Below are 26,602 nucleotides of genomic sequence, written 5' to 3'. Positions count from 1 at the left end.
CGCTTAAGGTGTTTAGTTTTGCTTAGAGAGGTGTGGCGATGGATCTTAGTAATGTAAACCATTTTGATAGTTCAATTTTGCTCGGGATATTGAATGAGAAACTTCGTTTGGAGTGTGACTCTTTCGAAGAATTGGCAAGTCGATATGAGATGGATGTGGAGAATGTAGTCGGCAAACTTGATGGTCTTGGCTACCAGTATGATCCGCTTACGAATCAATTCAAAGCGCTTCGATAGAGTTGAACGGGTTTAGTTAAAGCGAGTGGCTTTTGAACCGAAAGACCCACCATAATTAAGGCATACCGAGTCATCAGTATGCCTTTTTGATTGGTTCAATCGCAGCAATGTTCAAATGGTTTACGTCTTGCAAGCTATGCACAGCATACAACCTATCCGCAGCATACAACCTATCCGCAGTATATAGCCTAGCCGCAGCATTTTTTGTATTTCTTACCACTTCCACATGGGCAGGGATCGTTACGTTGTACTTTTAGCGAATGTTTCGGGAGCGGTTTAGGCGCTATGCTATCGTCAATCACACCGTCGACGTAATACCATTGCTGGTTTTCAAACAAGAACCGTGAACGTTCAGCGAGGGTATATTCCATCCCATCTTCATGCAGAGTTGCTTGAAAGGTAACAAAGCCTTCGCTGTCTGTCTCTCCGGCTTCGCTACTAATAACCGATAAACCTTTCCAATCACTGTGGATTGATTCTGCAATAGCCTGACGGTCAGCTTCGGCGTTGCAGCTTGGATGATAGGTATTGACGACAAAGTCGACATCTCTACAGCAGTGTGCGCTGTAGCGGGCTCTCATAAGCTGTTCAGGTTTGGTTGCCTTACTTGGATCTTGATGGATCGGTTGGCAACATTGACGATATTCTTGAGAACTCCCGCAGTAACATAGAGTCATAGTTACTCCATTCTGCTAATTTGATCGGGTTCGATAGTCAACAGATCTTCTGTCCACTTAATCGAGGCGTCATAGTGCTTGGCTAACTGCTCATCGTTAAGTTTCAGCTTATTGCACAGCCCTGAAACCTTGTCCCATTCCGCTACTTCATAGGCTTTAACTAAGGAAAGCATATGCCCTAACTTGCCTTGACCTGTCACAAGTGCCACCTTAACCAAGCTATTGATCGGCATTTTCTCGACCAATTCAATCAATGGCTGATCAAATAGCGAATCGAGTAGGGAGAACATCCCGGTTAAGAAACCAAGTCCATCATCGATACTTCGGTCGATATCGTTGACAAGCAGTTGGCAAAATCTCGCTCGCTGGATTGAGAGATTATAAAGGGTATCAGGCTTATCATCTTGCGTTGATGTGATCGCAACTAGAGAGATAAATTTTCGTACTCTGTCTTCGCCAAGATAAATAAAAGCTTGTTTAAACGAGGTGATCTCGGAACGAATCAGATACGATGAATTAACAAAAGTCAGCAGTTTATACGACAGGGTAACGTCGATGGAGATAAGCCGTTCAAGCTCATCGTAGTCGAGTTCTGTTTTTGAGATCTCTTTGACCAATTGAATTACGGTCAAAAAAGACGGCTTTATCTGCTTGCGTCGAATCAGTTGTGGTTTGCTAAAGAAGTAACCTTGGAATTTACTAAAGCCCATCTCTTTGGCTTGTTCAAATTCCTCATGGGTTTCCACTTTTTCTGCTAAGAACTCGATATCGTACGGCGCGAGGCGTTGAATAAGCTTTTGCGCTTTTTGCAGTGAGTAGAGGCGAATATCGATCTTAATGATCGATGTGTACGCTAAGAACGGCAGCCACTCTTTTTTGGGGATAAAGTCATCCAGTGCGATGGTATAGCCTGCGTGGTGCATTTTACGCACAGCTTGCAGCAACTCTTGAGTCGGTTCGCAGGTTTCCAAGATCTCTATCACTAGATTGTCTTTTGGAAAGAGAGTTGGAACCAAATTCACTAAACTTTGGTAAGGAAAATTAACAAAAGCCAACTTATCCCCAATCGTTGAGTAATGAGTCGCGAGAAAGTGTTCGGATAGTAGTCGGTTAGTCGCTAGCTCAGGATCGATGTCTGGGAAAGTATTGTTTGGACCGTCTCTAAATAGCAGTTCGTATCCGACGGTATTCTGCTCGCGGTTTAGAATCGGTTGTCTAGCTATATATGAGTATTTCAAATCGGGCATCGTGCTCTCAAAAACTTAGCTATCATGTTATCGCTATATGGGGCTCCTTGACCAACAGTGTCGTTCTGTTTTGTGCGCAGAAGCCTACGTTTAAGCGAAATTTCTTACTTGTAAATCCTGTTTATCTGGATAGCAGACTAGAACAGAGCCTTGGTGATACCAATCACCAAGCACAATGCGTTGCATATCGCGACCATTGGCTTGGAACTCATGGATATCGGGTCGATGGGTATGACCGTGAATCAAAAGCGTAACATCAGCTTGGATCATCACGTTCTCTACTTCACTCTGGGTGACATCCATAATCTCAAGTGACTTGCTTCCTTTGTCATGCCTGATATCGGTTTGAACCTTCTGAACTATACGTTTTCTAATAAAAAATGGAAGTGTCTTGAATAGCTTTTGAATCCAAGAGGTATGCACTTTAGCTCTAAATTGCTGATATTTTATATCCTCAATACAGAGTGTATCCCCGTGCATAATTAACACCGGCTTTCCGTAGAGGTCAATCACTGTGTGCTCATCGAGCAGTGTAACCCCTGTCTTTTTACAGAACTTCTTGCCCAATAAAAAGTCGCGATTCCCTTGAATAAAGTAGCAAGGCACGCCTTTCTGGGTCAGGGTGGAAAATTCGTCTCGAATCTGTTGCGCAAACTCACTTGGGTCGTCGTCACCAATCCAGAACTCAAACAGATCACCTAATACATACAATGCATCGGCATCAATTGCTTCTTGACGCATAAAACGAACAAAACAATCTGTTGTCTTTGGCAGAGAAGGGGATAGGTGGAGGTCGGAAATAAACAGTGTTGCCATAATACTCACTAATTGGGAGGGCGAACCCTCCCGATATTACTTATTTGCTATTACTAACGGCTTGCTATTACTAACGACTTATTACTCGCTAATCGTTGTGCCAGTAATCATCACTTCTTCAAGAGGCACGTCTTGGTGCATACCCATAGAACCTGTGCTAACCGTTTTAATCTTGTTAACGATATCCAGGCCTTCAATGACTTCACCAAATACACAATAACCCCAACCGTCTAGGCTTTCTGAACGAAAATCTAGGAAAGTGTTGTCGTTAACATTGATAAAGAACTGTGAGCTTGCAGAATGCGGTTCCATAGTACGAGCCATGGCAAGTGTACCGATTTTATTGCTCAGACCGTTGTTAGCTTCATTTTTGATAGGTGCGCGGGTTGCTTTCTCTTTTAGACCAGAAGTCATACCGCCACCTTGGATCATAAAGCCATCGATCACGCGGTGAAACAGAGTGTTATCGTAGAAACCGTCTTTACAATACTGTAGAAAGTTTGCACTTGTTTCAGGTGCTTTTTCTTCGTTTAGTTGAATTTTGATATCACCGAAATTCGTGTGAAGAGTGATCATGATGAATTCCTATTCCATGTTTTGCTGTTTAAGACCACAGAGTTTAGCGTAACTCGCATCACAAGCAAACGATGAAACGGAGATATATTTGATTAAAGATGAGTTTTTGTACAGTTTGGTTTGCCAATTTGATCCATCTTGGCAAGGATTAGATAAAGCGACGGTTATTGTTTTAATTCTTAGGCGGTTCTCGCTATAATCGCCACTCATTTGTAAACCGGAATTATTTAGATAGCGATCATGTTAAAAATATACAACACACTGACAAGACAAAAAGAGGAATTCAAACCTATTCATGCTGGTAAAGTCGGCATGTATGTCTGTGGAGTCACTATTTACGATCTCTGTCATATTGGTCACGGTCGTACTTTTGTGTCGTTTGATGTTGTCTCACGTTACCTACGCTATGTAGGTTATGACTTGACCTTTGTGCGCAACATTACCGATATTGACGATAAAATTATCAAACGCGCCAATGAAAATGGTGAAGCTTGCGAAGCGTTAACAGAGCGCCTTATTGGCGAAATGCATACAGATTTTGATGCGCTGAATATGAAGCGTCCAGATGTTGAGCCTCGCGCGACGGAATTTATTGCTGAGATCATTGCTCTGGTAGAGAAACTGATTGAGCGTGGCTTTGCTTACGTTGCGGATAACGGTGACGTTATGTTTGAAGTGCGTAAATTTGACGACTATGGCAAGCTTTCTAAGCAGGATCTTGATCAATTGCAAGCGGGTGCACGCGTCGATATTGAAAGCGCTAAGCGCAGCCCACTGGACTTCGTTCTTTGGAAAATGTCAAAACCGGGAGAGCCAACATGGGAATCTCCATGGGGCGCAGGTCGCCCAGGTTGGCACATTGAATGCTCGGCCATGAATTCATCTATCTTAGGTGATCACTTCGATATTCACGGTGGTGGTTCGGATCTGCAGTTCCCACACCATGAAAATGAAATTGCGCAATCTTGCTGCGCTCACGATACCCAATATGTCAACACTTGGATGCACAGCGGTATGGTGATGGTCGATAAAGAGAAGATGTCTAAGTCTCTAGGCAATTTCTTTACTATCCGTGATGTATTGAACCATTACGACGCCGAAACAGTGCGCTACTTCTTAATGTCTGGGCACTATCGTAGTCAGCTAAACTACAGTGAAGAGAATCTAGACCAAGCAAGAGCGGGTCTAGAACGTCTCTATACTTCTCTGCGCGGACTGGATGCGCATGCTGAACCGACAACGCATGGTGAAGAGTATGTGACTCGTTTCACTACGGCGATGAATGATGACTTTAACACTCCAGAAGCTTACTCAGTACTGTTTGATATGGCGCGAGAAATTAACCGTCTGAAAACCGTGGATGTTGTGCAAGCGAGCCAACTTGGCGCATTGATGCGCGAGCTAGCGGATGTGATTGGTATTCTGCATCAAGACCCTGATGCGTTCCTTAAAGGTGATGCAGGCAACAACGATGAAGTCGCTGAAATCGAAGCGCTGATTAAGTTACGCAATGACTCTCGTGCCAGTAAAGACTGGGCGAATGCCGATATGGCACGTGATAAGTTAACTGAGATGGGCATCGTACTTGAAGATGGTCCAGAAGGGACAACTTGGCGTCGTAAATAACGTGTGTTTTTGACTGAATAAGCCCTTGTTACAAGGGCTTATTTTTATGTTCAAACCGTATAAATAACAGTTTTATTAATAAGTTATTCGTTACTTAATAGAGCTGGTTCTATTCAAATTTAATTATGTGGTGATCCGTTTTGGCTCAGATGTATTTTTATTACTCTGCAATGAATGCAGGTAAGTCGACCACCCTGTTGCAATCTTCATTCAATTATCGAGAGCGCGGAATGACACCGGTCATTTTTACCGCTGCCTTGGATGATCGTTATGGTGTGGGTAAAGTAAGTTCTCGAATTGGTCTTAGCGCTGAAGCGGAACTGTTTCATCAACAAACCGATTTGTTTGAGCATATCAAAGCCCTTCACCAACAAACGCCAAGACACTGCATCTTAGTGGATGAATGCCAGTTCTTATCTAAAGAGCAGGTGTATCAATTGACGGAAGTGGTTGATAAGTTGCGTATTCCTGTACTGTGTTATGGGTTGAGAACCGACTTTTTAGGTGAACTGTTTGAAGGCAGTAAGCACCTACTTGCTTGGGCAGATAAGTTAATTGAGTTGAAAACCGTTTGTCATTGTGGTCGTAAAGCCAATATGGTCATTCGTACCGATGAACACGGCAAAGCGATCGCTCAGGGTGATCAAGTGGCGATTGGTGGCAACGACAGATATGTGTCGGTCTGTCGTCAGCATTACAAAGAAGCTTTGGATCAGTAAATTCACTGCAGTCACAGTAAAAAAAGAGGTCATTGACCTCTTTTTTCGTTTTCAGCCCTAAACCACCGATTTCAGTCGCTGGTTATTATTGAAAGGGCAGTAGCTTTGTTTGAAGGGAAGTATTGTTTACAGGGAGCATTGTTTAAGGGGAGCATTGTTTAAAGGGAAGTTTTGCAGTCTAAAGCGCGTCAAGCGTATGTTGATACTTAAACACATAACCTAGGCGTTCTGCTCGTTCACTTGAGATGGTTTTATTGGGGACCGAATTGACGTGGTTGAGTGAGGTATCCAAACCCGCAGAACGCAGCGCAGCGCGGTAGAAACTTGCCTTGTCGCAAGTTTTTGGCGTGGTTGCATTGATCACTTGAGCGCTGACGTTTTCTAAAGCGAATAGCGTGATGCCAATAGCGTCATCAAGATGCAGCATATTCGCGGCGGCTTGGTCACTCACTGAGCTGAGTTTTGCCGCAAAACGTGACGGATGACGAAGTGGTCCAAATAGACCGCTACAGCGAATAATCGCGTAGTCAAGCGTTGAGTTCCTGACCGCTTCTTCCGCAGTGAGTAGAATCACCGATTTATCATTAAATGCTGGATTTTCGATGGCGATCGGCAGCTTAGCCATATCTTCAGTCATGATCTCACCTTGCTCTGGATAGACCGCTGAAGAGCTTATCATGACAAGCTTTTTTACCTTTGCCTGTTTCGCGATCTGTGTGAGGGTTTGCCAGTGCTTCGGATAGCCGTCGCCTGCCCCTTTTCTGAAGCCAGGTGGGAAACAACCAATAATAGCGGTAATGCCTAAATTTTCGATATCTAAACTGGTTTGCTTTATGGCGAGTTCAGTGTCTTGCTTGGCAAGATCGAGTGAAAAGCCATTGATTCCGTGTTCTACTAATGCCGTTACACCAGACTCTAGTGTTCGAGTGGCTGTGACTTTATATCCCTGCTGCATTAGCGCTTTTGCTAATGGCATACCCAACCAACCAGCACCGACGATGAGAATATGTGATTGTTCCATAGGGCACTCCTTGTGCGACACGGATTGAAAGTTGCTGAACTTTTCTGTGAGGTTGAATCTATTATTGAGAAAAGATTATTTTTCTGCAACTCAGCAGATGCACTAGCGTGTTAAGAATTGAATGTCGGGCTAGGAGTTAGGGCAGAGGTCAAGGATGATATGTGATATGACCCCTTAAAAGTAGACAACCCACACCCGCAGAGGTGTGGGTAGGTAACTGTTATACCGAGGCGGATAAGATTCTAAGGATCTTGTCAGCGTGCTCGGCGACTTCTATGCCTTCGTCAGTCAGATAGCCACCGTCGGGAAGGGTACATAGCTTTTTATTGTAAAGAGCGGCAATCGCTTGTCGCGTCTCCTCGCTGGCATCGTTGTGAACCTTGATGCCAGTTGCTGCACTGCTAAGGTCAAACTGCATTAGCAAGTTCATTTGTGCGAGAAGCTCTGGTGTGAATTTCATAGGCGTACCTTTCGTTTCTGAGTTTCCTTCAACATAGTGTGGAATAGAGGGGAAGACAATCTCCAACGGTGCAAATTGCTACTCAAGACAAAATTCTGACATCAGAGCGTTTTTAATAAGCGATAAATGATTGAAAATTAGACAAATAAATTGAAACTATTATATTTTGTCACGACTTTTGCATATATAATGGCACGGCTATCGAAGCGGCAACGAACATCGTGCAACATTCGGCTAAAGATGTTGGTTCGATAAAGATAAGATTGGAGTTCAAGGAGTAAACATGCTTTCACTTAAACATGTGATTTTGGTTATTAGTACCATGACGCTATTTTCATGCGCCAGTACTTCAGAGCCTGAGACTCAGCCAGAAAGCAGCGTTGTACAGAAAGATGTTGTCGCAAATCGCGAATATCAGGCGATCACAGAAACTCATCAGCATTGGTCACAAACCCTTGAGGGGGCAGGTGACCTTGAACTCTATGCACCTGAAAACTACAGAGAGATGATGTCGGTTTGGAAAAACGCTCACGGACACTTTCTTGATATCCGCAAAGATCCCAGTCAGTTGAATCGTAAGCATTCCATGTTTTCCAGTGAAACTTATGCGGTGGCGTTCCGCGATCGTATTAATACCGTCGAACATCACTACAAAGCGATTCTCAAGCTAAAGCAACAAGCTGATCAAGTATTAGCGCCGGCAATGGTGGAGTACGCTTATCTAGAGCAGTTGGAGGCGAGTCAGTATTTTAAATATGCGATGAGTAGCCTCACGGAAGAGTACCAACGGCTATTTGAATACTTAGTGATTGCTGAGGAAGACAGAGCCAAACAAGAACAGACTCTGTGGTTAGGTCGTGCGAATGCGCTGGAAGTGAGAGTGATTGACACCATTTACGTTGCGCCTTTGGTACAGCGATTAGAGCAGTTAGAGCTGGAAGATTATCATCGTTTGGCACCGATAACTTATGCCAATGTGACTCATGATATTGAAGAGTTAGGACAGTTTGTTAGCCAGAAACCTCGAGCGTTTGAAGAGATCAAACACCAAGCGGCTCGTATACGCTTTCAAACTCGTCGCTTAGAAGTGGTCGCGAAACAGGTGAAACAACTGTCGAGTGTGAGTAAAGGTCAGTTCGAACCCATCGTATTGGAGATGGAAGCGCGCCTACATAAGATTTCCGCTAATCTGAAAGGTGAAGATTATCGTGACCACGATTTTGCGACACATTCTGAATGGATTGTGCACGACATTGATAGGTTAAAACAAGATGGTCGCGTCGATACTTTGTTGACGGAAAATCAACGTTTAAAGCAACAAATTGCTTTGCTAGAACAGCAACTTGCTCATTCTAAGACGTTTAGCCTCGACGCAAGTGCTTCGGCGCTGAATAATGATGAAATTGAGGCTCTGAAAAAATTGGTGTCTTCGATGCAAGCTTCGCAACTGACGCAAGAGCCACAGTCTATACAAGATCCACAACCTATTCAGCAGCCTGAATCTATTCAAGAGTAAGGCTCACAATCCGCACAAGGATCAATCGAGCAGTCGGTTAACCTTGAGCGCTGCAAACCATCAACCCACCAGATTACGGTGGGTTTGTTTTATCTGGATCAAATATCTGACGGTGTTGCTATCTCAGCAACACTCCCAGTTCTCAGTGAAGGCAAGCGCAGTCAAAGTCGAGTCAGTTAACCGATAAACTCGCCAGCCTCGGTAGTGTTTGCTCACTCCCGCACAATGCGTCTTGTTCCGGTCTTTTAGCTTGAATTTCTTCGGGATCGCATATCAGCCAATTCTTAGCTTCATCATCGATGAAATATCGTGATTCCATTGCTGTATTCGCATAATTCATAGCCCACTCCTTGTGACGTGTCATGTTCACCTATCCACACACTAGTCGCCGCCTATGACACTAATATGAAATTGGATGTATTCCATTGCGTGCGAGTTGCCTTGCCTCGTGGACGGTATTGATAAGTATATGAGTTAACTTTAGTTTAGTTATCCACATTTATTGTGGATAACCTAGTTTAAACTCCGTGCGTAACGAACTTGTCAATAGGTTTTGCTCACTCAGACTGGTATTTTTTCGGGTTATGCGTAATTTTCTTGATGGTAAAATCTGTGTGTTGACGACCAACAAGAGACACGCGTTAGCGGCGCTGAACATCACCACCTAGATGATCAACATGCTATGTGATAGCAGTAATAGGGTTAGGTCCAGTGAGGATTTTACGGGTCATTTTAGCTTATGACTTTTGTATGGGTTGCAGCAATTTTAATCGATTACGATGCAAAGCGGCGTCCAATAGAACGGGCGACACTTGATTACATTTTAGTAACAATATTGTTATTTATCGGTCTGTTTTGGCGGTCATTTATTTCGAAAATCGTACAGTAACGGGCGCCCTAGGTTGAAAAATTGTTAATTTGGCACATAATTTTAAAGGTCTTATTTCTTCATTTCTGTTAATAATTTTTCACATCGATATTTAATTAAATACAACTCAGGATGACCTCAAAGAATGGTTGAATAATAAGGCTTGAAACGTCGGAAGTGTTTGAATCGAGAGCAGAGTTTGGTTTAGCATTTTCACTATAAAACAGAATTTGAGTGACGAGCCAACCGCTGGTCAAAAAAATTTTAGCGATTACAAAATAGGCAAATGTATGAGTGATGTTAAAAAAGTGGATGATGCTGGACAGCACAGCATGGAATGGAAGTCATTTTTTATTATCTGCGCGGTATTTTTCCCACTGCTGGCGGTGGCCATTGTCGGTGGTTACGGCTTTATCGTTTGGATGCTACAGGTATTTTTCTTGGGTCCTCCGGGTGCACACGGTTAAACACACAGCATAAACAGATATAACGATTTGAGAGATTAAGACATGAAATCCTTTTTAATTAAACTTTGGCGCACCATCAGTCGCCCAGCAGTGCACATCAGTTTAGGTGTACTCACCGCAGGTGGCTTTATTGGCGGCATTATCTTTTGGGGCGGCTTTAACACCGCACTCGAAGTAACGAATACCGAAGAGTTTTGTATTAGCTGCCACACCATGAGTGAAAATGTTTACGTTGAACTGCAAGAAACGGTTCACTGGAAAAACACCTCGGGTGTTCGTGCGACGTGCCCAGACTGTCACGTGCCTCACAACTGGACAGACAAAATTGCTCGTAAGATGCAGGCATCGAAAGAAGTGTTTGCTCAAGTGTTTGGCGATCTTGATACCCCAGAAAAGTTTGAGGCTCGTCGTCTTGAGCTAGCGCGTCATGAATGGGACCGTTTCTCTGCAAATGGCTCTCTTGAATGTAAAAACTGCCACAACTATGACTCGATGGACTTTGAAAACATGTCACCAACGGCTCGCATACAGATGACGTCGGCAGCCGAGCGTGATCAGAGCTGTGTTGACTGTCACAAAGGTATCGCTCACCACCTGCCAAAAGATATGGCAGCCGCGAGCGGTATTGTGGGTGACTTAGAGCAGATCGCCAACAGCACCTCTTACTCGACAGGCAACAAAGTGGTGTCTGTACGTCACTTACCTCTTTATACCGATGCAACGGCCACAACCGAGGTAGGTCTTCTAAGCCCAGCTAGCCAAGTTCAAGTGCTAGAAGTGAAAGACGATATGGTGAAAGTAGAGATTGATGGCTGGCGTAAAGCCAAAGGCTATGGTCGCGTCATCCAAGAAGATTTTGGTATGAACATTTCGACTGCAATCTTGAACAAAGAAGTGTCACAAAGCGCCGACGTTGTTGTGGGTGAAAAGAAAGAAGATGAGCTAACTGGTCTACCTTGGGAAAAAGTGGCGGTCAATCTTTGGATGAAACAAGAATCTATGGTGTCTGACTTTAATCCTATTTGGGATGCCGCTGGTGAAGCGTATAAGACCAACTGTTCTACCTGTCACACACAACCTGATGAAGCACACTTCAGTGCCAATGGTTGGGTAGGCATGCTTGACGGTATGATCGCCTTTGTAAACTTCGATACCGATACAGAAGCCTTGGTATTGAAATATCTTCAAAAGCACTCTTCAGATTTTTCTGAAGGTCACCACTAATCAGACGTCAATTGGAGCAACATAATGGCAATAACAAGAAGAAGCTTTCTTAAAGGTACAGCCGGTGCAGGTGTCGCCTCTCTAGTTGGCCCAAGTCTATTGGTTTCTGCGTCAGCGAAAGCGGCAGAGACGGATGGCGTTTGGAAAGTATCGGGTTCACACTGGGGCGCATTCCGTGCTCGAGTGTGGGCTGGCAAAGTTCAAGAAATTAAACCGCTGGAAGTGGATAAATATCCAACGGATATGCTCAATGGTATCAAAGGTATCATTTACAGCCCATCAAGGGTGCGTTACCCGATGGTTCGTCTTGACTGGCTTAAAAAGCACAAGTACGCAGCAGAGACTCGCGGTAACAACCGTTTTGTTCGTGTCACTTGGGATGAGGCACTGGATCTTTTTTACCGTGAGTTAGAGCGTGTTCAAAAAGATTACGGTCCATACGCATTGCATGCGGGTCAAACCGGTTGGCGTCAAACGGGACAAATGCATAGCTGTAACAACCATATGCAGCGTGCTATCGGTATGCACGGCTATTCAGTTAAGAAAGTGGGTGACTACTCAACAGGTGCGGGTCAAACGATCCTGCCTTACGTTCTAGGCTCAACCGAAGTGTATGCACAGGGCACCTCTTGGGAATTGATTCTTGAGAATAGTGACAACATTATTCTTTGGGCAAACGACCCTGTGAAGAACCTTCAGGTGGGTTGGACTTGTGAAACTCATGAATCTTTTGAGTACCTTGAGCAGCTGAAACAGAAAGTGGCCGACAAAGAGATCAACGTTATCTCTGTTGATCCCGTCAAGAACAAGACGCAACGTTACCTAGAAAACGATCATATCTATGTAAACCCGCAGTCTGACGTGGCGTTTATGTTGGGTCTTGCACACACGCTTTACACGGAAGATCTCTACGATAAGAAGTTTATCGATACCTACTGCTTAGGTTTTGAAGATTTTGTCAACTATGTCACGGGCAAAACCAAAGACAAGGTTGAGAAGACGCCAGAGTGGGCAGCCGACATCTGTGGCGTATCAGCCGATAAGATCCGCGAGTTCGCTCGCATGTTGGTGAATGGTCGTACTCAGCTACTGTTCGGCTGGTGTATTCAGCGTCAAGAGCATGGTGAGCAACCTTACTGGATGGGCGCGGTTCTTGCGGCAATGATTGGTCAAATCGGTCTGCCTGGTGGTGGTGTTTCTTATGGTCACCACTATTCAGGTATTGGTGTACCGTCAACGGGTTTCGCTAAGCCGGGTTCATTCCCGCTTAACTTAGATCAAGGTCAAACGCCTAAATACACTAACCAAGACTTCAAGGGCTACAGTCGTGTGATTCCTGTTGCTCGTTGGGTAGACTCGCTACTCGAGCCGGGCAAGGTCATTAATGCCAACGGCGCGAAAGTGACGTTGCCAGATATTAAGATGATGGTATTCAGTGGTAATAACCCTTGGCACCATCACCAAGATCGTAACCGTATGAAGAAAGCATTTAGACATCTTCATACAGTCGTTGCGATTGACTTTGCATGGACGGCAACCTGTCGTCACGCAGATATTGTACTGCCTGCTTGTACTCAGTTTGAACGTAATGATATTGATGGTTACGGCGCGTATTCTGGTCGAGGTCTACTCGCAATGCATAAGCTTGTCGACCCGCTGTTCCAGTCGAAGACCGACTTTGAGATCATGACAGAACTGACTCGCCGCTGGGGACGTTCAGAAGACTACACCCGCGGTATGACCGAAATGGAATGGGTCAAGAGTCTCTATGATGACTGCCGTGCTGCAAACAAAGGCAAATTTGATATGCCAGAGTTTGACGAGTTTTGGGAGCAAGGCTTGCTAGACTTTGGCAAAGGTAAACCATGGACTCGTCATGCAGCGTTCCGTGAAGATCCTGAGATCAATGCCTTGGGTACGCCGTCTGGCTTTATTGAAATCACCAGTCGTACTATTGGTAAAATGGGCTACAAGCACTGTCAGGAACACCCAATGTGGTTTGAGAAGACCGAGCGCTCTCACGGTGGTCCGGGTTCTGAAAAACACCCATACTGGCTGCAATCTTGTCACCCTGATAAGCGCCTGCACTCGCAGATGTGTGAGTCGGAAGAGTTCCGTGCCACGTATGCGGTACAAGGTCGTGAGCCGATTTACATCAACCCAACGGATGCCAAGTCAAAAGGCATCAAAGATGGCGACTTGGTACGCGTATTCAATGATCGCGGTCAGTTGCTAGCGGGTGCGGTAGTCACTGATAGCTATGCGCCGGGTGTGGTGCGTATTGAAGAGGGAGCTTGGTACGGTCCTCTGAACGAAAAGATTGGTGCTATCGATACTTACGGCGATCCAAATACGTTAACCATGGATATTGGTTCTTCTGAATTAGCGCAAGCAACGTCGGCAAACACTTGCTTAGTTGATTTTGAGAAATTCGTTGGTGAAGCGCCACCTGTAACAGCATTTGGTGGTCCAATTGAAGTCTCGTAGAGCCGTTTGATAGAGCAATAGTTCGACTTTACGCACAAAACCCATCCGCTAAGGATGGGTTTTTTTATTGGCTGTCTATAATTGAGGTATAAGCAACGTATTGTAGATAAAGGGAAATGAACGAATATATTTCTGTTTCTCAAGACATAGAGGCGATTGCCGTTAATGCCAATATTCAGGTCAGTGTTCGATATGAACAACTCTATTTTGAATATGCGGGCGTGAGTCTTGAACCCGTACCGGACAGAACACCACTTGTTCGTTTCGAAAACCAACTTGAGCTTACCGCAACTGTGTTGGGTGATGGCTTTCAGCAACCCAATCTTTTTTCCGGTCGCCCTGAGCAACTCGAAGAGCTCGGTGGTCGAGAGTTTGAGTTACAGCAAAGTGCCACCAGTCGCCCATTGCCACCCCATCGTTTTTACAATTACCTTGTGCTAGAACAATCCAGCGGCTTTGTTTTATTTGGGTTTACCAGTTGCTTTCGCTTTGCTGGCTATTTCGAATTGCATCAGGGTGAACTGGGAACCGATGTTCTGGCTTTAATTGATGGGGAAGACAGTCCACCTCAATATTGGGATAGCAATGTTTTAGAGTCGCTTGCTGTGATTCAAGGTGAGCAGTTAAGCGAGGTGTTTGCTCGCTATGTTGAATTGATCAACCATCATCATCCCCGCCGCAGTGTCGATGGCTTTACCGATATGCTCGGCTGGAGCAGCAAATGTGTTGATGAAGTGCCGATTTCTCATCAAGCTCTATGTGACAACTTGGTCAAGTTGAAAGCACAACAAGCCATGTTGAGTTGGGTTGCACTAGAGCACTACCCGCTAACACTATCAAACCTCACTCAGCCGGAGTTAGCGCAAAGAATCAGTCAGGATATCGAGCAAGTAAAACAATGCGGTAAACAATTGGCACTTCGACTGATGCCTCTCGCCGTTGGTACTGACGATCCCTTGATTGAGGAGCACCCGGATTGGTTTATTCACGATGCTCGTGGGTGTGCTATCACTTTGGTTCATCATAGCTCTCAATTTAATGAGTCAAACCAGTTTCAATTGCTTGATGGTAGCCAGTTAGAGGTTCAGGCTTTCATTACTCAGCGTTGCCAATTGCTTTGCCAACGCTGGGGAGTTCAACTGTTAATGTTGGATTTTAACTTGTGGGGTGCCATTAAGGGTTATCGGCACCAATTTGGTGTCACGGGCGTTTCCGCTTACCGACTGAGCATGCAAGCGATACAAGAAGGAGTGGGAGATAAGGTTCACTTGATGGCCATTAACGCTCCGGCTTGGCCGTCGTTAGGTTTGGTCGATATCATGCGATTTTATGATAGTGACGAACGTACCTTTGCACACTTTGAAACAACGGCTAGACAGGCGTTCTTCCGCTACTGGCAACACCAGACGCTTTGGCTGATGGACCCCGATAGCGCAAGATTTATGTCGCTTCCCAATCAAGGAGCCCCTCGCTGGGCCTATGAATTTCACCGCAATGCGTTATTGACCAGTGGTGGTATCTTGCTGTCTGGCGACCCTTTGTCGGATATGACGCCATTTTGCGCTGAGAGCTTACAGCAATTAATCGTTCGCCATAGGAGCAATCACAATTCAGCCACCTTTGCTTCATTGGCCGTCAACCATGCCGTGTTGCCTTTGTCGGAAAACAACCGCCTGCACTGCTTGTTTCATTATCAGGATCAGGTGTCTGAATATACCTTAACCTCGGAGTATCCTTGTGACTGGTTTGATTTTTGGACTGGCGAAAAGTACAACCTTGAGCCGACTCAAATCCAGATTGTCGCAGTGAATAGCCAGCAAGACAGTCGAGCGATTGTCGCAGTCACGCATTTGGATGAATAGTCAGCTCGAATATTTACCATTTTCCTCGGTCAAACGATGACAAACGCTCAAAATCAGGTAAAGTATCAGCCCTAAACACCAAGGTAGATGCGATAGGCGTCGATAGAAACAATAGATTTAGGAAGCAAAATGATTTTAGTTGTTGGTCATAAAAATCCAGATAGTGATAGCATTTGTGGCGCTCTAGTGGCGGCTGAGTTACTTAAAGCTCGCGGCCTTGAAGCGAAAGCAGTTCGTCAAGGTGAAATTAACCGTGAGACTCAGCATATTCTTGAAACCGCTGGCATGGATCAGCCGGAATTCTGTGACAGCGTTGCAGGCAAAAAAGTATGGCTGGTTGACTATACCGACGTTGCTCAAGCACCGGATGACATCAATGACGCTGAAATCCTAGGTATTGTTGATCACCACCGTCTAGGTGATGTGATGACAGTGAACCCGCTAGAAGCGTGGATCTGGCCAGTAGGCTGTACCTGTACAATTCTGTTCAACCTTTTCAAAATGGAACAAGCAGAAATCACACGTCCACATGCCTTGCTAATGATGTCAGCGATTCTTTCTGACACGGTTGGCTTTGCTTCACCCACTTGTACTGACAAGGACAAAGAAGCGGTTCAACAACTGGCTGAAATCGCGGGCGTTGAAGATCTTGATTCATTCATCAAAGATCTACTGATTGCTAAAACAAACATTGAAGGTCTGTCAGCGGCTGAGTTGGTTGAAAAAGACCTAAAAGCTTACCCATTCAATGGTCGTGACGTGGTGGTTGGTCAAGTTGAGTTAGCAACGCTTGAACAAGTTGACGGCATGATCGAAGCCCTTGAGCAAGATCTAGAGCGTCGCTGCCAACAAGACGGTTTGGCATTTGCGGCGGTTATGTTGACAGATATCACGACGGCGAACACTCGTCTTCTTTACAAAGGTGAGTGGGCAGAGAAGCTTGTTAAACACGAAGTGGATGGCATCTTGATGATGGCAGAAACGCTAAGCCGTAAGAAACAAGGTTGGCCTTGGCTACAAGCTGAACTGGTTTAATTCGAGCGAGCACTTGTTTAATTCGAGCGAATATTGCTAATTCAAACCCTAGCATCAATATGGTGCTAGGGTTTTTTATTACCGCTACACTAAGACGTAGCGAACAAGAACAATTGCGGGTGGAGAAAAATGATGGCATTAGACGCTAATCAGATGGCTGAAATTGCAGCATACGATGAAGAAAAGCGACTGAACTACAGTGTGAAAACCATGGTTCAAGAGCGACAGATTTGGATTCTTACCGATGAACACGGTTGCGTGATGCTCAATACGGAAGATGAGGACTGCGTGCCGGTTTGACCAAATGAAGAGTTCGCGACTCAGTGGGCAACCGGTGAATGGCAAGAGTGCAAAGCCGAAGCGATTTCATTGAATAAATGGCACAGTCGCTGGACTTACGGCCTAGAGGATGACGAATTGGCAGTCGTCGTATTCCCAAATCAACAAGAAGAGGGTGTGGTGCTGTATCCAGATGAATTTGATTTTGAGCTAAAAAAACAGGCTCAAAAATTGAATCGTTGATTGAAAGAAGTATTGACTGATTGAAGTATTGATCGATTGAGTTATTGATCGATTAAGGTACGGAGCGCTTGCGTGTTATCGCGTTGCCTTATTGGCGGATGCAAACGGGCAGAGTGACGCAAACAAAAAGAGCAAGAGGTCATCACCCCTTGCTCTTTTAATCGACTTAGCCAAATGACTCTAAACTAAATGACTTTTGACCAAATGACTTTGCTCAATCACGTTTCCATAAAATGTGGCAGAACTTATTGTCAGGATCGCGGCTCACAAGTAGGCGCGCAAACACATCATCGAGAACATCGTCCTCTTCATTCACTAAGCCAATGCGAACTTCCGCAAAAGTTTCATCCACTTCAAAGCCAACATGGTCACCCCAATCCGCTCCCGTTTCGACCAACTCAGCAGCGCCTCGTTCATCAAACTGGGCAGTAAACAGAATGACGTCTACAGCTTCTAGATTGTCGGCTGCCATCTCAAGGAAGATGTCATAAGCCGCGTCAATCGTGTCGTCAAAAGAGATAAGATCAGTCATGGTCAATTACGCTCGGTTCATGTATTTACGTTCAGTAGTGTTGATCACTACGCGGTCACCAGTGGCGATATACTCAGGGACTTGAACCGTTAGACCAGTAGCAAAACGTGCTGGCTTAGTACGTGCCGACGCTGAAGCCCCTTTGATTGATGGGTCGGTTTCTTCAATGACCATCTCAACAGAAGAAGGCAGTTCAATACCTGCGGCATTACCATTGATAAGGATAACTTGAACACCTTGTGTCTCTTCGTTGATAAACAGTAATTCGTCTGCGATGTCGTTCTGTTTGAAGGTGAATTGACTGTAATCTTCATTGTCCATAAAGATGTACTCGTCACCGTCTACATATGAGAACACGACGTTACGCTTGTTCATATCGACAGTGTCAACAACGTCATCAGATTTGAAACGTTCGTCAACACGAGAGCCTGTTGCTAAGTCGGTGCAACGCAGTTTGTATATCTTTGCACCGCCGCGGCCACCTGGAGTAGTGATTTCAATATCTTTGATTAGCAACGTTTTGCCATTTGATTCAATCGCAAAACCTTTTTTTAGCTCACTTGCCTTTGGCATGGAATAGTTCCTATATATTGGTTTAAACAGAGTGATTATACGACCGAAGCATAGCATTGCTCAAGATACAAATGATGGGGTGTGAAATTCGACGTTAGTGCCTAAACTTGAATAATAAACGCGATCATTTTTGGAGGTTATATCGATGAAACGTCTTCGCCTATTGAATTTACTGTTAGCGGTACCGCTCATCTCGCTGGTGGCTTGTTCATCCCCTAATCCCTATGGTGACTCCTATGGTTCTCAAGACACTCGAACCATTCAGCAAGTCTATTATGGCACCATAGAAAAACTCGCTCCGGTTACCATTGAAGCTTCTCAAGGCTCCAACGCGGTGGGTACGATTGCCGGTGCGGCGATTGGTGGCATCCTTGGCTCCAAGGTTGGTGGCGGTAGCGGCTCAGATATTGCTGCGATTGGTGGTGGTGTGCTTGGTGGTTATGCGGGGAGTAAAGCTACAGAAGAACTAGGTAAGAGTAACGGCGTGAATATGACGATTCGACTTGAAGACGGCAAAACTATCTCAGTGGTTCAAGAAGTGAATCCAGAAATGATATTCCAAGTCGGGCAAGAGGTGCAGGTAAACGTTAACGGCAAAGATGCTCGGGTGGTGCCGCGCTAACCGCTTTCAATGAGAAACAAGCGACAGTAAAGAATCCGTATCATCAAACTTATGAAACTAAAAACTTATGCAACTAACATGGCTTAAGGTTCCCTTGAGCCATTACAAAGGCGCAAATAGCCAAGGGCAATTTGCGCATCGAAATTCAGCAACTGGCTGATTGAATCATCGAACAATCCTCAGTAGTATATGCGCAACCCAGTCAATTTAGTCCGCTACCGTGTCAACCGATCAAGATTATCTATCGAGCGTCAGTCAGTCCGAATACCAACCTGTGGTAAGAGAGTTAGTGACCTATTTAAAAAGTGGTCTCAAGGATAACCTCCACAGCGTCTATCTTTATGGCTCTGTCGCGGCGGGGCGAGCCATTCCTTATCTCTCCAATATTGATGTGGTGGTGATTACCCATAGACCGTTTTCTGATACCAAAACGACCTTGTTTAATACTATTAATTGGCGTTTTCAGCGTGCTTACCCATTTGTTAATGGGGTGTCGATACGCACTGCGCTGGTGAATGAGGTTGCCTCTTTAGAGGCTCTATTTACTTGGGGGTTCTTACTACGGGAATGTTGTGTTTGTATTCATGGCGAAGATCTGGCGGAGTGCTTTGGTCATTTTGTGCCGAGCTGGGAAATCGCTAAGCAATGGAACATGGATACGGTCGATTATCTTCCCGTGATTCGTCAGCAGATTGCCACAGCAACCGGTCAAGCGTCACAAATTCAACTACAGCGAAAGTTGGCTAAGAAGCTGCTGCGCGCTGCATATAGCCTCGTTATGCATAAAGAAAAGCGCTGGATAGAGGAACCGCTGGAGTGCGGGCAACGGTTTTTACGTTACTATCCACAACATGAGCAAACCGTAGCGCGCCTTAATATCCTTTTGGGTACTCGAGTGATCCCCAAACGCTCAGTGGTCGGCTTGCTGGACCATTTCGGTTCTTGGCTGGTGGAAGAGTACAAAAAGACCGAGTTTAAGATTGGTTAGCTTGGCGAAATCGTTCACCAAGACCGATTCACTCAGATTAAAACAATCCCATCTGTGGCGCGCTGAGATCATCAAAACTTTGATTAATAAAAGGCAGAATCGCTTCTGCGACCGGACGTAACTGTTTATCAACATAGTGTTGGTAATCAATGGGTGAATTTAGGTACTCTTTTGGCTCTGGACCGTTGGTGGTAATGACGTATTCAATACGTCCACGATTTTGATATTGCAGCGGGCGACCCAGTTGTTCATTGATGGCATCCGCCATACGCGCTGCTTTGACTTGAGGAGGTATATTCTTCTGATAGTCATTCAATTTTCTGCGTAACCGTTTTTGATAGACCAACTCTTGGTCATAGTCTCCCCTTGAGGTTGCCTCGACAAACTCTCTCACATATTCCGATGGGTCTTGGTTATCAAATACCATTTGATACAGTTGGCGCTGGAATCGTTGAGCCAGCGGTGTCCAGTCTGTTCTGACGCTTTCCAAGCCTTTAAATACGATGGTTTCAGACTGCTCACTGGTCTTGACGCCAGCATAACGTTTTTTGGAACCGGTTTCGGCTCCTCGGATGGTGGGCATCAAAAACTTGCGAAAGTGGGTTTCGTATTCCAATTCAAGGTAACAGTCTAAATTGTATTGTTGACGCAAGGTGTCTTGCCAAGACTGGTTCATAACGTTAACCAGTGTTTTGCCGACTTGATCGGCTTCTTGGTGAGAGTGGACTTTGCCTAAATAAACAAAGACCGAATCCGTATCGCCGTAAATCACTTGATAGCCGTGCTGTTCAATCCACTCCTTGGTCTGTTTTAGCACTTGGTGACCGCGAAGCGTAATGGATGAAGCCAAGCGCGTATCGAAGAAACGACAACCGGACGATCCTAAAACACCGTAAAACGAGTTCATAATGATTTTGATTGCCTGAGAGAAGGCTTTTTCGTTGTTGGCTTTGGCTTGATCTCGGGCTTGCCACAGTTGCGAGATTAAACTGGGTAAAAAGTGTTTCTCTCTATCAAACTGACCCCCCCTAAAACCTTCGACCGCCTGATCGGGCGCTTTACCGACCTCTTTGTTTAAGCCTTCAATCAGTCCAAGCGGGTCGATGAGGAAAGAACGAATGATGGATGGGTATAGACTTTTGAAGTCTAGCACCAACACCGAGTCGTAAAGTCCTGGAATTGAGTCCATCACATAGCCGCCGGGACTGGCGATCCAATTTTCTGGATGCAGGTTAGGTGCCGCATATTGAGCGCGGTGCAGTCTCGGTAGGTAGAGGTTAGTGAACGCAGCCACTGAGCCGCCGACGCGATCCAGTTCAATCCCGGTTAATTTCGTGCGCTCGATGGCGAAATCCATTAAATGGGTATGCTCAAAAATGCGATTGACCAATACACAGTCTTGCAAGTTGTAGCCCGCAAGCGCGGGTTTATCGGAGCGAAACATCTGATTGATTTCCGCCATACGGTCGTGAACATTATGGATCTGTTTTCCTTCGCCGAGCAGGGTTTGCGATACCGATTCCAGTGACCATGAACGGAATTGGTAGGTAGCAGTTTTCAGGGTATCGATGCCATCCAACACCACGCGACCAGCGATAGAGATAAAGGTTTGCCCGCTAGAGGGCAGAGTACGCACGTAAGCGGTTTGTTCGCTTCGCCCCAGAGTGAGCGGAATACGATGATACTCAGCGCGGCGATGAAGCAGTTTGAAGTCAAAATCGATCACGCTCCATCCAATCACCACATCGGGGTCAAACCATTTAAACCATTCAATAAGTGCCAATAGCAACGCTTTTTCATTCTCGACCCATTGAATTGCCGTTGTTGCTTCCTCAGGCGCACCGATCATGATGACGCGACTGTCCCTTGGGCTATCGAGACCAATGGAATACAACACGCCTTTTTCGGAGCATTCAATATCCAAAGAGACAATATTGAGCTGAGGCGAATAGTCGTGAGCCTTGCACTTAGCTTGAGTGATTCTTAGGTATTGATTTGCCTTGCTCCCATTGATGACTTGAGTTTGTCCTGTGACCGCAAGGGAGCCTTGAATAAAGCGCTCCATTAGATAGCGATCAGCCAGTTTAATATCATCTTCGAGAACAAGGATGTCATTGTCTTTAAGCGACTGTGCGAGTTGGCGAGCATGCGCGATTGTCGTGCAATAGACGGCGACCAAAGGCTGATGGTCGAAACTTTTGAGATCAATAGCTTGTAAGCGCACATCGATATTCGATGAGTGAGCAATATCAACCGCTCGTTGCTGTTGCGCTTTATCGACGAAAAACACCGGCTGTTCACCTTGAATGATAACTTGGGCAGGACCGCTCTCGGTCGACAACCAAAGCTCAATTTGTGGGCCATTGTGCGTATCTCGGGCTTGACGAGTGAGTAGAAATCCGGTGTATATATTCAATCAGTAATCCTAAACCAATGGCGGTGGTAATGCTTTACGCTCCAAGGTGTTATATACCCAAGTTACCTCTGAACTCTGCATCTTGAGGTCACTCGGATATGTCGTAGTATACTCAAGCAATGAGATTATGCTAGATAACCCCTGTCTGATTGAGCGACGGGCGAATCGTGAGCGAACAGTGATTGCCTTCAAGCTTTTGTTATAAAATAAGTGGCCGTTGTTTATGCTATCGCACGTGGATTTTGTGTGAGAAAACCGTTGGTTACATTATTGATTTAGATTATTAATTGACTTGTAACTCAATGATTTTAAAACTTTTATGATTGACGGAAATTAAAGTAGATCGTAATGTGTACGACCTAGGTGAGAGAATTGCTCGACGGAATAGAGCTTTTGATACTAAATTAAGTTATTATTGGTTGTTATGCTGCTATCCACTAGCCTTGATGTGGTTGCAGAGCCAATAAATAAGTGTGGAGATACAAGTTTGATTAATGTTTTCCTTGTAGATGATCACGAACTGGTTCGCACAGGGATCCGACGTATTATTGAAGACGTTCGTGGAATGAAAGTAGCAGGGGAAGCTGACAGTGGTGAAGACGTCGTAAAGTGGTGCCGAAGCAATCACGCAGATGTGATTTTGATGGACATGAATATGCCCGGAATCGGTGGTCTTGAAGCGACAAAGAAAATTCTTCGTCACAAACCAGATGTCAAGATTATCGTACTAACCGTTCATACCGAAAACCCGTTCCCAACCAAAGTGATGCAGGCGGGCGCATCGGGTTATTTGACCAAGGGCGCTGCGCCCGATGAAATGGTTAACGCAATACGGTTAGTCAACAGTGGTCAGAGATATATCTCGCCGCAGATTGCTCAACAGATGGCGTTAAGTCAGTTCTCTTCAGCATCAGAAAATCCATTTAAAGATCTTTCAGAACGCGAACTGCAGATCATGCTGATGATCACCAAGGGTCAGAAAGTAACGGATATTTCCGAGCAGCTGAGCCTGAGCCCTAAAACCGTTAATAGTTATCGCTATAGACTGTTTAATAAGCTAGACATCAGTGGTGATGTTGAGCTCACTCACTTAGCGATTCGTCACGGAATGTTAGATACCGAGACGCTCTAGTGCCCAACCGCGAGTTTGATTCTAAGTCTTTTCTTAGCACAGTGACCAACCAGCCCGGCGTTTATCGAATGTATGACGCCGAGTCGGTGGTGATTTATGTGGGTAAAGCGAAAGACTTAAAAAAACGCCTTTCCAGCTATTTCCGTAAAAAAATAGACAGCGAAAAAACTCGCGCTTTAGTGAGCCATATTTGCAAAATTGATGTCACCGTCACGCACACCGAGACTGAAGCATTAATTCTCGAACACAATTACATCAAGCAGTACTTGCCCAAATACAACGTACTGCTTCGTGATGACAAATCCTATTCCTATATCTTCCTCTCTAAGCATCAACACCCAAGGCTGTCGGTGCATCGGGGTGCGCGCAAACGTAAAGGTGAGTATTTCGGTCCGTATCCAGACTCAGGCGCGGTGCGGGAAACCTTGCATCTGCTGCAAAAAATCTTCCCGGTACGCCAATGCGAAGACTCCGTTTATGCTAACCGCAGTCGACCATGTTTGATGTATCAGATTGGTCGCTGTGCGGGTCCTTGTGTGTCGTCTATTATCTCCGATGAAGAGTATACAGAGTTGGTGAACTACGTTCGCTTGTTTCTGAAAGGTAAGGATCAACATGTTCTGCAAACCTTGGTGGACAAGATGGAGCAAGCCAGTCAGCAGTTGAAATTTGAGGCTGCGGCTCAATATCGCGATCAGATCCAAGCAATTCGCCGAGTACAGGAGCAGCAATTTGTTTCTGAGCAGAGTGATGCGGATATGGACGTATTAGGCTTTGCTCAAGAGAACGGCGTCGCCTGTATCCATATCTTAATGATACGTCAGGGTAAAGTATTAGGCAGCCGTAGCCACTTTCCTAAGATCCCAAACAACACCCAAAAGCATGAGGTGTTTTACAGTTTCATCTCTCAGTACTACCTCAATCAAAGTGAATCACGCACGATTCCGTCGCGAATTTTGCTCAACAAAGACGATATCGGTGATAGCTCTGATCTTGAGCAAGCTTTATCGGAAATCGCGGGTCACAAGGTCAGTTTTCACCTTAGTCCGACAGGGGCGAGGGGACGTTATCTTAAACTCTCTAACACCAACGCTTTAACGGCGATCACCACTAAGATCAATCATAAGATGACGATTAACCAGAGGTTTAAGGCGTTGCAAAGTGTGCTGGATATGCCAAGTATTCAGCGTATGGAGTGTTTTGATATCAGCCATACCATGGGAGAAAGCACCATAGCGTCTTGTGTGGTGTTTAACACCGAAGGACCAATAAAGCAGGAGTATAGACGTTACAACATCACCGGCATTACTGGCGGTGATGATTATGCCGCCATGGCTCAAGTGCTTGAACGTCGTTACTCTAAACAGTTGGATGTGGATAAAATACCCGACATCATCTTTATCGATGGTGGTAAGGGGCAACTTAACCGTGCGGTAGAGATTATTTCAAAATATTGGCAACAATGGCCAAAGATACCGGTGATGTTAGGGATAGCGAAAGGGGTAACGCGCAAACCGGGGCTTGAAACTATCGTCACCCCCAAAGGGACGGAGTTTAATCTTCCTAGCGATGATCCCGCTTTGCACCTGATTCAACATATTCGAGATGAGAGCCACAATCATGCGATTTCTGGGCATAGAGCAAAGCGAGCGAAAACTCGCCGCACCAGTCCATTAGAAGGAATTGAAGGAGTTGGACCAAAACGACGCCAATCGTTACTAAAATATATGGGTGGAATTCAAGAACTGAAGCGCGCCAGTGTTGAAGAAATAGCCAAAGTACCAGGAATTAGTCATTCTTTGGCAGAAAACATCTATCAAGCATTGAAACAGTCGTAAAAATCCCGCAACATAAACACGCATCAAATTAGAGCTGATACCAATATGCGTTTAAATATACCTAACATTCTGTCTTTGCTAAGATTATTTCTTATCCCAGTTTTTGTCGTCGCCTTTTACTTACCCTACAGTTGGGGGCCTTTTGTTGCTGCAATGATTTTCTGGGTAGCCGGTTTTACCGACTGGTTAGACGGTATGTTAGCCCGCAAACTCAACCAGACCTCAAGGTTTGGGGCATTTATTGACCCTGTTGCGGATAAAGTGTTGGTCGCGACGGCTCTTATCTTGATTACTGAGCACTATGCCTCGTTCTGGATAACGATCCCGGCGGTCACGATGATCGCACGAGAAATCATTATCTCGGCTCTCCGTGAGTGGATGGCAGAAATTGGTAAACGCGCCAGTGTTGCGGTCTCTTGGATTGGTAAAGTAAAAACCATGACGCAAATGCTCGCACTGTGGTTTTTGGTGTGGCGACATGACGATTGGATGGTGTGGATTGGTTATGCCGCGCTGTACATTGCGACCTTCTTGACCTATTGGTCGATGATGCAATATCTCGCTGCTGCCAAAGACGATTTATTAAATTCCGAAGATTAATTTCTCATGATTGTAGAAAACGAGTCAGATATTGACTCGTTTTTTTATGGGACAAATACACCAACCTTGCTATTGAGTGTCTGAAACCTTTAGTCCTTTGAATTGTTTAGTGATTGAAACTATGGGGCATTGAAATCCAAGGCTGAATGCTGTTAATCATTGCTTCGATGCAATCGTGTTCAACCACGAGTAAAAACGTAACTTCAATCAGTTACAGGTTGTGAGAATAGGGCAAAAGAGTCGAATCCAAACATCTTTTCCGAATCAAATTGGCACCAATCCGTTAGTTAATTAAACAATTATGCTCATTTTGAGTGTTTATTGGTCAAACGATTCAAAAACTAAAAAATAGTGTTGACTCATTTTACTGATTGCGTAAAATGCCTGCCGTACCCAAGAGGAACGGTCAAGCAAAACGTAAGTAAGTTTGGTGTTTTTGGGTAACAACAAGAAGGCGCCTTGGCAGAGTGGCTATGCAGCGGATTGCAAATCCGTGGACCTCGGTTCGACTCCGGGAGGCGCCTCCATTCTCTCTTTGAGAA

Annotated in this window: 24 protein-coding genes, 1 tRNA gene and 1 pseudogene; 16 read left to right on the top strand and 10 right to left on the bottom strand. The window is 45.1% G+C overall.

Going from position 1 to position 26,602, the window contains the following annotated elements; genetic code table 11:
- Nucleotides 1-38: 38 nt before the first annotated feature.
- Nucleotides 39-236, top strand: coding sequence for a DUF4250 domain-containing protein (locus L9Q39_RS08785; RefSeq protein WP_237484710.1), 198 nt, complete (start codon nucleotides 39-41; stop codon nucleotides 234-236).
- A 188-nt stretch (nucleotides 237-424) separates the two neighbouring features.
- On the opposite strand, the gene L9Q39_RS08780 is transcribed toward L9Q39_RS08785, so the two are convergent.
- The 4 genes from L9Q39_RS08780 to L9Q39_RS08765 form a co-directional block, all read right to left on the bottom strand.
- Entirely contained in the window at nucleotides 425-913 is a 489-nt protein-coding gene (locus L9Q39_RS08780; RefSeq protein ID WP_237484709.1) for a YchJ family metal-binding protein, read from the bottom strand.
- 2 nt (nucleotides 914-915) lie between these two features.
- Complete coding sequence (locus L9Q39_RS08775; RefSeq protein WP_237485540.1) at nucleotides 916-2,151, bottom strand: EAL and HDOD domain-containing protein; 1,236 nt, start codon at nucleotides 2,149-2,151, stop codon at nucleotides 916-918.
- Nucleotides 2,152-2,250: 99 nt separating this feature from the next.
- Complete coding sequence (gene lpxH / locus L9Q39_RS08770) at nucleotides 2,251-2,976, bottom strand: UDP-2,3-diacylglucosamine diphosphatase (protein ID WP_237484708.1); 726 nt, start codon at nucleotides 2,974-2,976, stop codon at nucleotides 2,251-2,253.
- Between the two features lie 81 nt (nucleotides 2,977-3,057).
- Nucleotides 3,058-3,552 (bottom strand): peptidylprolyl isomerase, encoded by a 495-nt coding sequence (locus L9Q39_RS08765; protein WP_237484707.1) that lies wholly within the window; start codon nucleotides 3,550-3,552, stop codon nucleotides 3,058-3,060.
- Between the two features lie 240 nt (nucleotides 3,553-3,792).
- Here L9Q39_RS08765 and cysS point away from each other — a divergent pair, with 240 nt between their 5' ends.
- On the top strand, nucleotides 3,793-5,178 hold the full coding sequence (gene cysS / locus L9Q39_RS08760) for a cysteine--tRNA ligase (RefSeq protein ID WP_237484706.1): 1,386 nt from the start codon (nucleotides 3,793-3,795) through the stop codon (nucleotides 5,176-5,178).
- A 140-nt stretch (nucleotides 5,179-5,318) separates the two neighbouring features.
- Nucleotides 5,319-5,897 (top strand): thymidine kinase, encoded by a 579-nt coding sequence (locus tag L9Q39_RS08755; protein ID WP_237484705.1) that lies wholly within the window; start codon nucleotides 5,319-5,321, stop codon nucleotides 5,895-5,897.
- Between the two features lie 178 nt (nucleotides 5,898-6,075).
- On the opposite strand, the gene L9Q39_RS08750 is transcribed toward L9Q39_RS08755, so the two are convergent.
- Both L9Q39_RS08750 and L9Q39_RS08745 read right to left on the bottom strand, forming a co-directional pair.
- The gene (locus tag L9Q39_RS08750) at nucleotides 6,076-6,918 is read right to left on the bottom strand and encodes an NAD-dependent epimerase/dehydratase family protein (protein ID WP_237484704.1); all 843 of its coding nucleotides are present in this window, start codon (nucleotides 6,916-6,918) and stop codon (nucleotides 6,076-6,078) included.
- Between the two features lie 220 nt (nucleotides 6,919-7,138).
- Nucleotides 7,139-7,378 (bottom strand): TIGR02647 family protein, encoded by a 240-nt coding sequence (locus L9Q39_RS08745; RefSeq protein ID WP_237484703.1) that lies wholly within the window; start codon nucleotides 7,376-7,378, stop codon nucleotides 7,139-7,141.
- A 283-nt stretch (nucleotides 7,379-7,661) separates the two neighbouring features.
- On the opposite strand from L9Q39_RS08745, the gene L9Q39_RS08740 reads away from it, so the two are divergent.
- Nucleotides 7,662-8,894, top strand: a complete 1,233-nt coding sequence (locus L9Q39_RS08740) for a hypothetical protein (protein ID WP_237484702.1) — start codon at nucleotides 7,662-7,664, stop codon at nucleotides 8,892-8,894.
- Nucleotides 8,895-9,066: 172 nt separating this feature from the next.
- Here L9Q39_RS08740 and L9Q39_RS08735 read toward each other — a convergent pair whose 3' ends face one another.
- Nucleotides 9,067-9,234, bottom strand: coding sequence for a hypothetical protein (locus tag L9Q39_RS08735; RefSeq protein WP_237484701.1), 168 nt, complete (start codon nucleotides 9,232-9,234; stop codon nucleotides 9,067-9,069).
- 818 nt (nucleotides 9,235-10,052) lie between these two features.
- Between L9Q39_RS08735 and L9Q39_RS08730 the strand changes: the two genes are divergently transcribed.
- The 6 genes and pseudogenes from L9Q39_RS08730 (at nucleotide 10,053) to L9Q39_RS08705 (ending at nucleotide 17,359) form a co-directional block, all read left to right on the top strand.
- Nucleotides 10,053-10,229 carry a periplasmic nitrate reductase, NapE protein gene (locus tag L9Q39_RS08730; RefSeq protein WP_237484700.1) on the top strand — a complete coding sequence of 59 codons (177 nt, stop codon included), beginning with the start codon at nucleotides 10,053-10,055 and terminating at the stop codon, nucleotides 10,227-10,229.
- A gap of 42 nt (nucleotides 10,230-10,271) precedes the next feature.
- Nucleotides 10,272-11,453 carry a pentaheme c-type cytochrome TorC gene (gene torC, locus L9Q39_RS08725; protein ID WP_237484699.1) on the top strand — a complete coding sequence of 394 codons (1,182 nt, stop codon included), beginning with the start codon at nucleotides 10,272-10,274 and terminating at the stop codon, nucleotides 11,451-11,453.
- Nucleotides 11,454-11,477: 24 nt separating this feature from the next.
- Entirely contained in the window at nucleotides 11,478-13,940 is a 2,463-nt protein-coding gene (torA, locus tag L9Q39_RS08720) for a trimethylamine-N-oxide reductase TorA (RefSeq protein ID WP_237484698.1), read from the top strand.
- A gap of 116 nt (nucleotides 13,941-14,056) precedes the next feature.
- Nucleotides 14,057-15,802, top strand: a complete 1,746-nt coding sequence (locus L9Q39_RS08715; protein ID WP_237484697.1) for an alpha-amylase family protein — start codon at nucleotides 14,057-14,059, stop codon at nucleotides 15,800-15,802.
- Between the two features lie 129 nt (nucleotides 15,803-15,931).
- Entirely contained in the window at nucleotides 15,932-16,837 is a 906-nt protein-coding gene (locus L9Q39_RS08710; protein ID WP_237484696.1) for a manganese-dependent inorganic pyrophosphatase, read from the top strand.
- Between the two features lie 132 nt (nucleotides 16,838-16,969).
- Nucleotides 16,970-17,359: pseudogene (locus L9Q39_RS08705) on the top strand (DUF2750 domain-containing protein).
- 214 nt (nucleotides 17,360-17,573) lie between these two features.
- Here L9Q39_RS08705 and L9Q39_RS08700 read toward each other — a convergent pair.
- Together L9Q39_RS08700 and efpL are read right to left on the bottom strand one after the other, a co-directional pair.
- Nucleotides 17,574-17,891 (bottom strand): HI1450 family dsDNA-mimic protein, encoded by a 318-nt coding sequence (locus tag L9Q39_RS08700; protein ID WP_237484695.1) that lies wholly within the window; start codon nucleotides 17,889-17,891, stop codon nucleotides 17,574-17,576.
- A gap of 6 nt (nucleotides 17,892-17,897) precedes the next feature.
- Nucleotides 17,898-18,464, bottom strand: a complete 567-nt coding sequence (gene efpL / locus L9Q39_RS08695) for an elongation factor P-like protein EfpL (RefSeq protein ID WP_237484694.1) — start codon at nucleotides 18,462-18,464, stop codon at nucleotides 17,898-17,900.
- A gap of 145 nt (nucleotides 18,465-18,609) precedes the next feature.
- On the opposite strand from efpL, the gene L9Q39_RS08690 reads away from it, so the two are divergent.
- Both L9Q39_RS08690 and L9Q39_RS08685 read left to right on the top strand, forming a co-directional pair.
- Entirely contained in the window at nucleotides 18,610-19,086 is a 477-nt protein-coding gene (locus L9Q39_RS08690; protein ID WP_237484693.1) for an outer membrane lipoprotein, read from the top strand.
- Nucleotides 19,087-19,306: 220 nt separating this feature from the next.
- The gene (locus tag L9Q39_RS08685) at nucleotides 19,307-20,074 is read left to right on the top strand and encodes a nucleotidyltransferase domain-containing protein (protein WP_237484692.1); all 768 of its coding nucleotides are present in this window, start codon (nucleotides 19,307-19,309) and stop codon (nucleotides 20,072-20,074) included.
- 37 nt (nucleotides 20,075-20,111) lie between these two features.
- Here the strand turns inward: L9Q39_RS08685 and L9Q39_RS08680 are convergent, their stop codons facing one another.
- Nucleotides 20,112-22,490 carry a DNA polymerase II gene (locus tag L9Q39_RS08680; RefSeq protein ID WP_237484691.1) on the bottom strand — a complete coding sequence of 793 codons (2,379 nt, stop codon included), beginning with the start codon at nucleotides 22,488-22,490 and terminating at the stop codon, nucleotides 20,112-20,114.
- Between the two features lie 487 nt (nucleotides 22,491-22,977).
- Between L9Q39_RS08680 and uvrY the strand changes: the two genes are divergently transcribed.
- The 4 genes from uvrY to L9Q39_RS08660 all read left to right on the top strand — a co-directional run bounded on the left by uvrY (nucleotide 22,978) and on the right by L9Q39_RS08660 (nucleotide 26,587).
- Nucleotides 22,978-23,622 (top strand): UvrY/SirA/GacA family response regulator transcription factor, encoded by a 645-nt coding sequence (gene uvrY, locus L9Q39_RS08675; protein WP_237484690.1) that lies wholly within the window; start codon nucleotides 22,978-22,980, stop codon nucleotides 23,620-23,622.
- The gene (gene uvrC / locus L9Q39_RS08670) at nucleotides 23,622-25,460 is read left to right on the top strand and encodes an excinuclease ABC subunit UvrC (RefSeq protein ID WP_237484689.1); all 1,839 of its coding nucleotides are present in this window, start codon (nucleotides 23,622-23,624) and stop codon (nucleotides 25,458-25,460) included. The genes uvrY and uvrC overlap by 1 nt, the downstream gene beginning before the upstream one ends.
- Nucleotides 25,461-25,505: 45 nt before the next feature.
- Entirely contained in the window at nucleotides 25,506-26,060 is a 555-nt protein-coding gene (gene pgsA, locus L9Q39_RS08665) for a CDP-diacylglycerol--glycerol-3-phosphate 3-phosphatidyltransferase (protein ID WP_237484688.1), read from the top strand.
- Nucleotides 26,061-26,513: 453 nt separating this feature from the next.
- Nucleotides 26,514-26,587 (top strand) — tRNA-Cys (locus tag L9Q39_RS08660).
- The last annotated feature ends 15 nt before the right edge of the window (nucleotides 26,588-26,602 follow it).

The sequence above is a fragment of the Vibrio hippocampi genome (genome assembly GCF_921292975.1).
Classification (GTDB): domain Bacteria; phylum Pseudomonadota; class Gammaproteobacteria; order Enterobacterales; family Vibrionaceae; genus Vibrio; species Vibrio hippocampi.
Note: the sequence above shows the minus strand (reverse complement) of the source record. Positions and strands in the feature narration are given on the sequence as shown.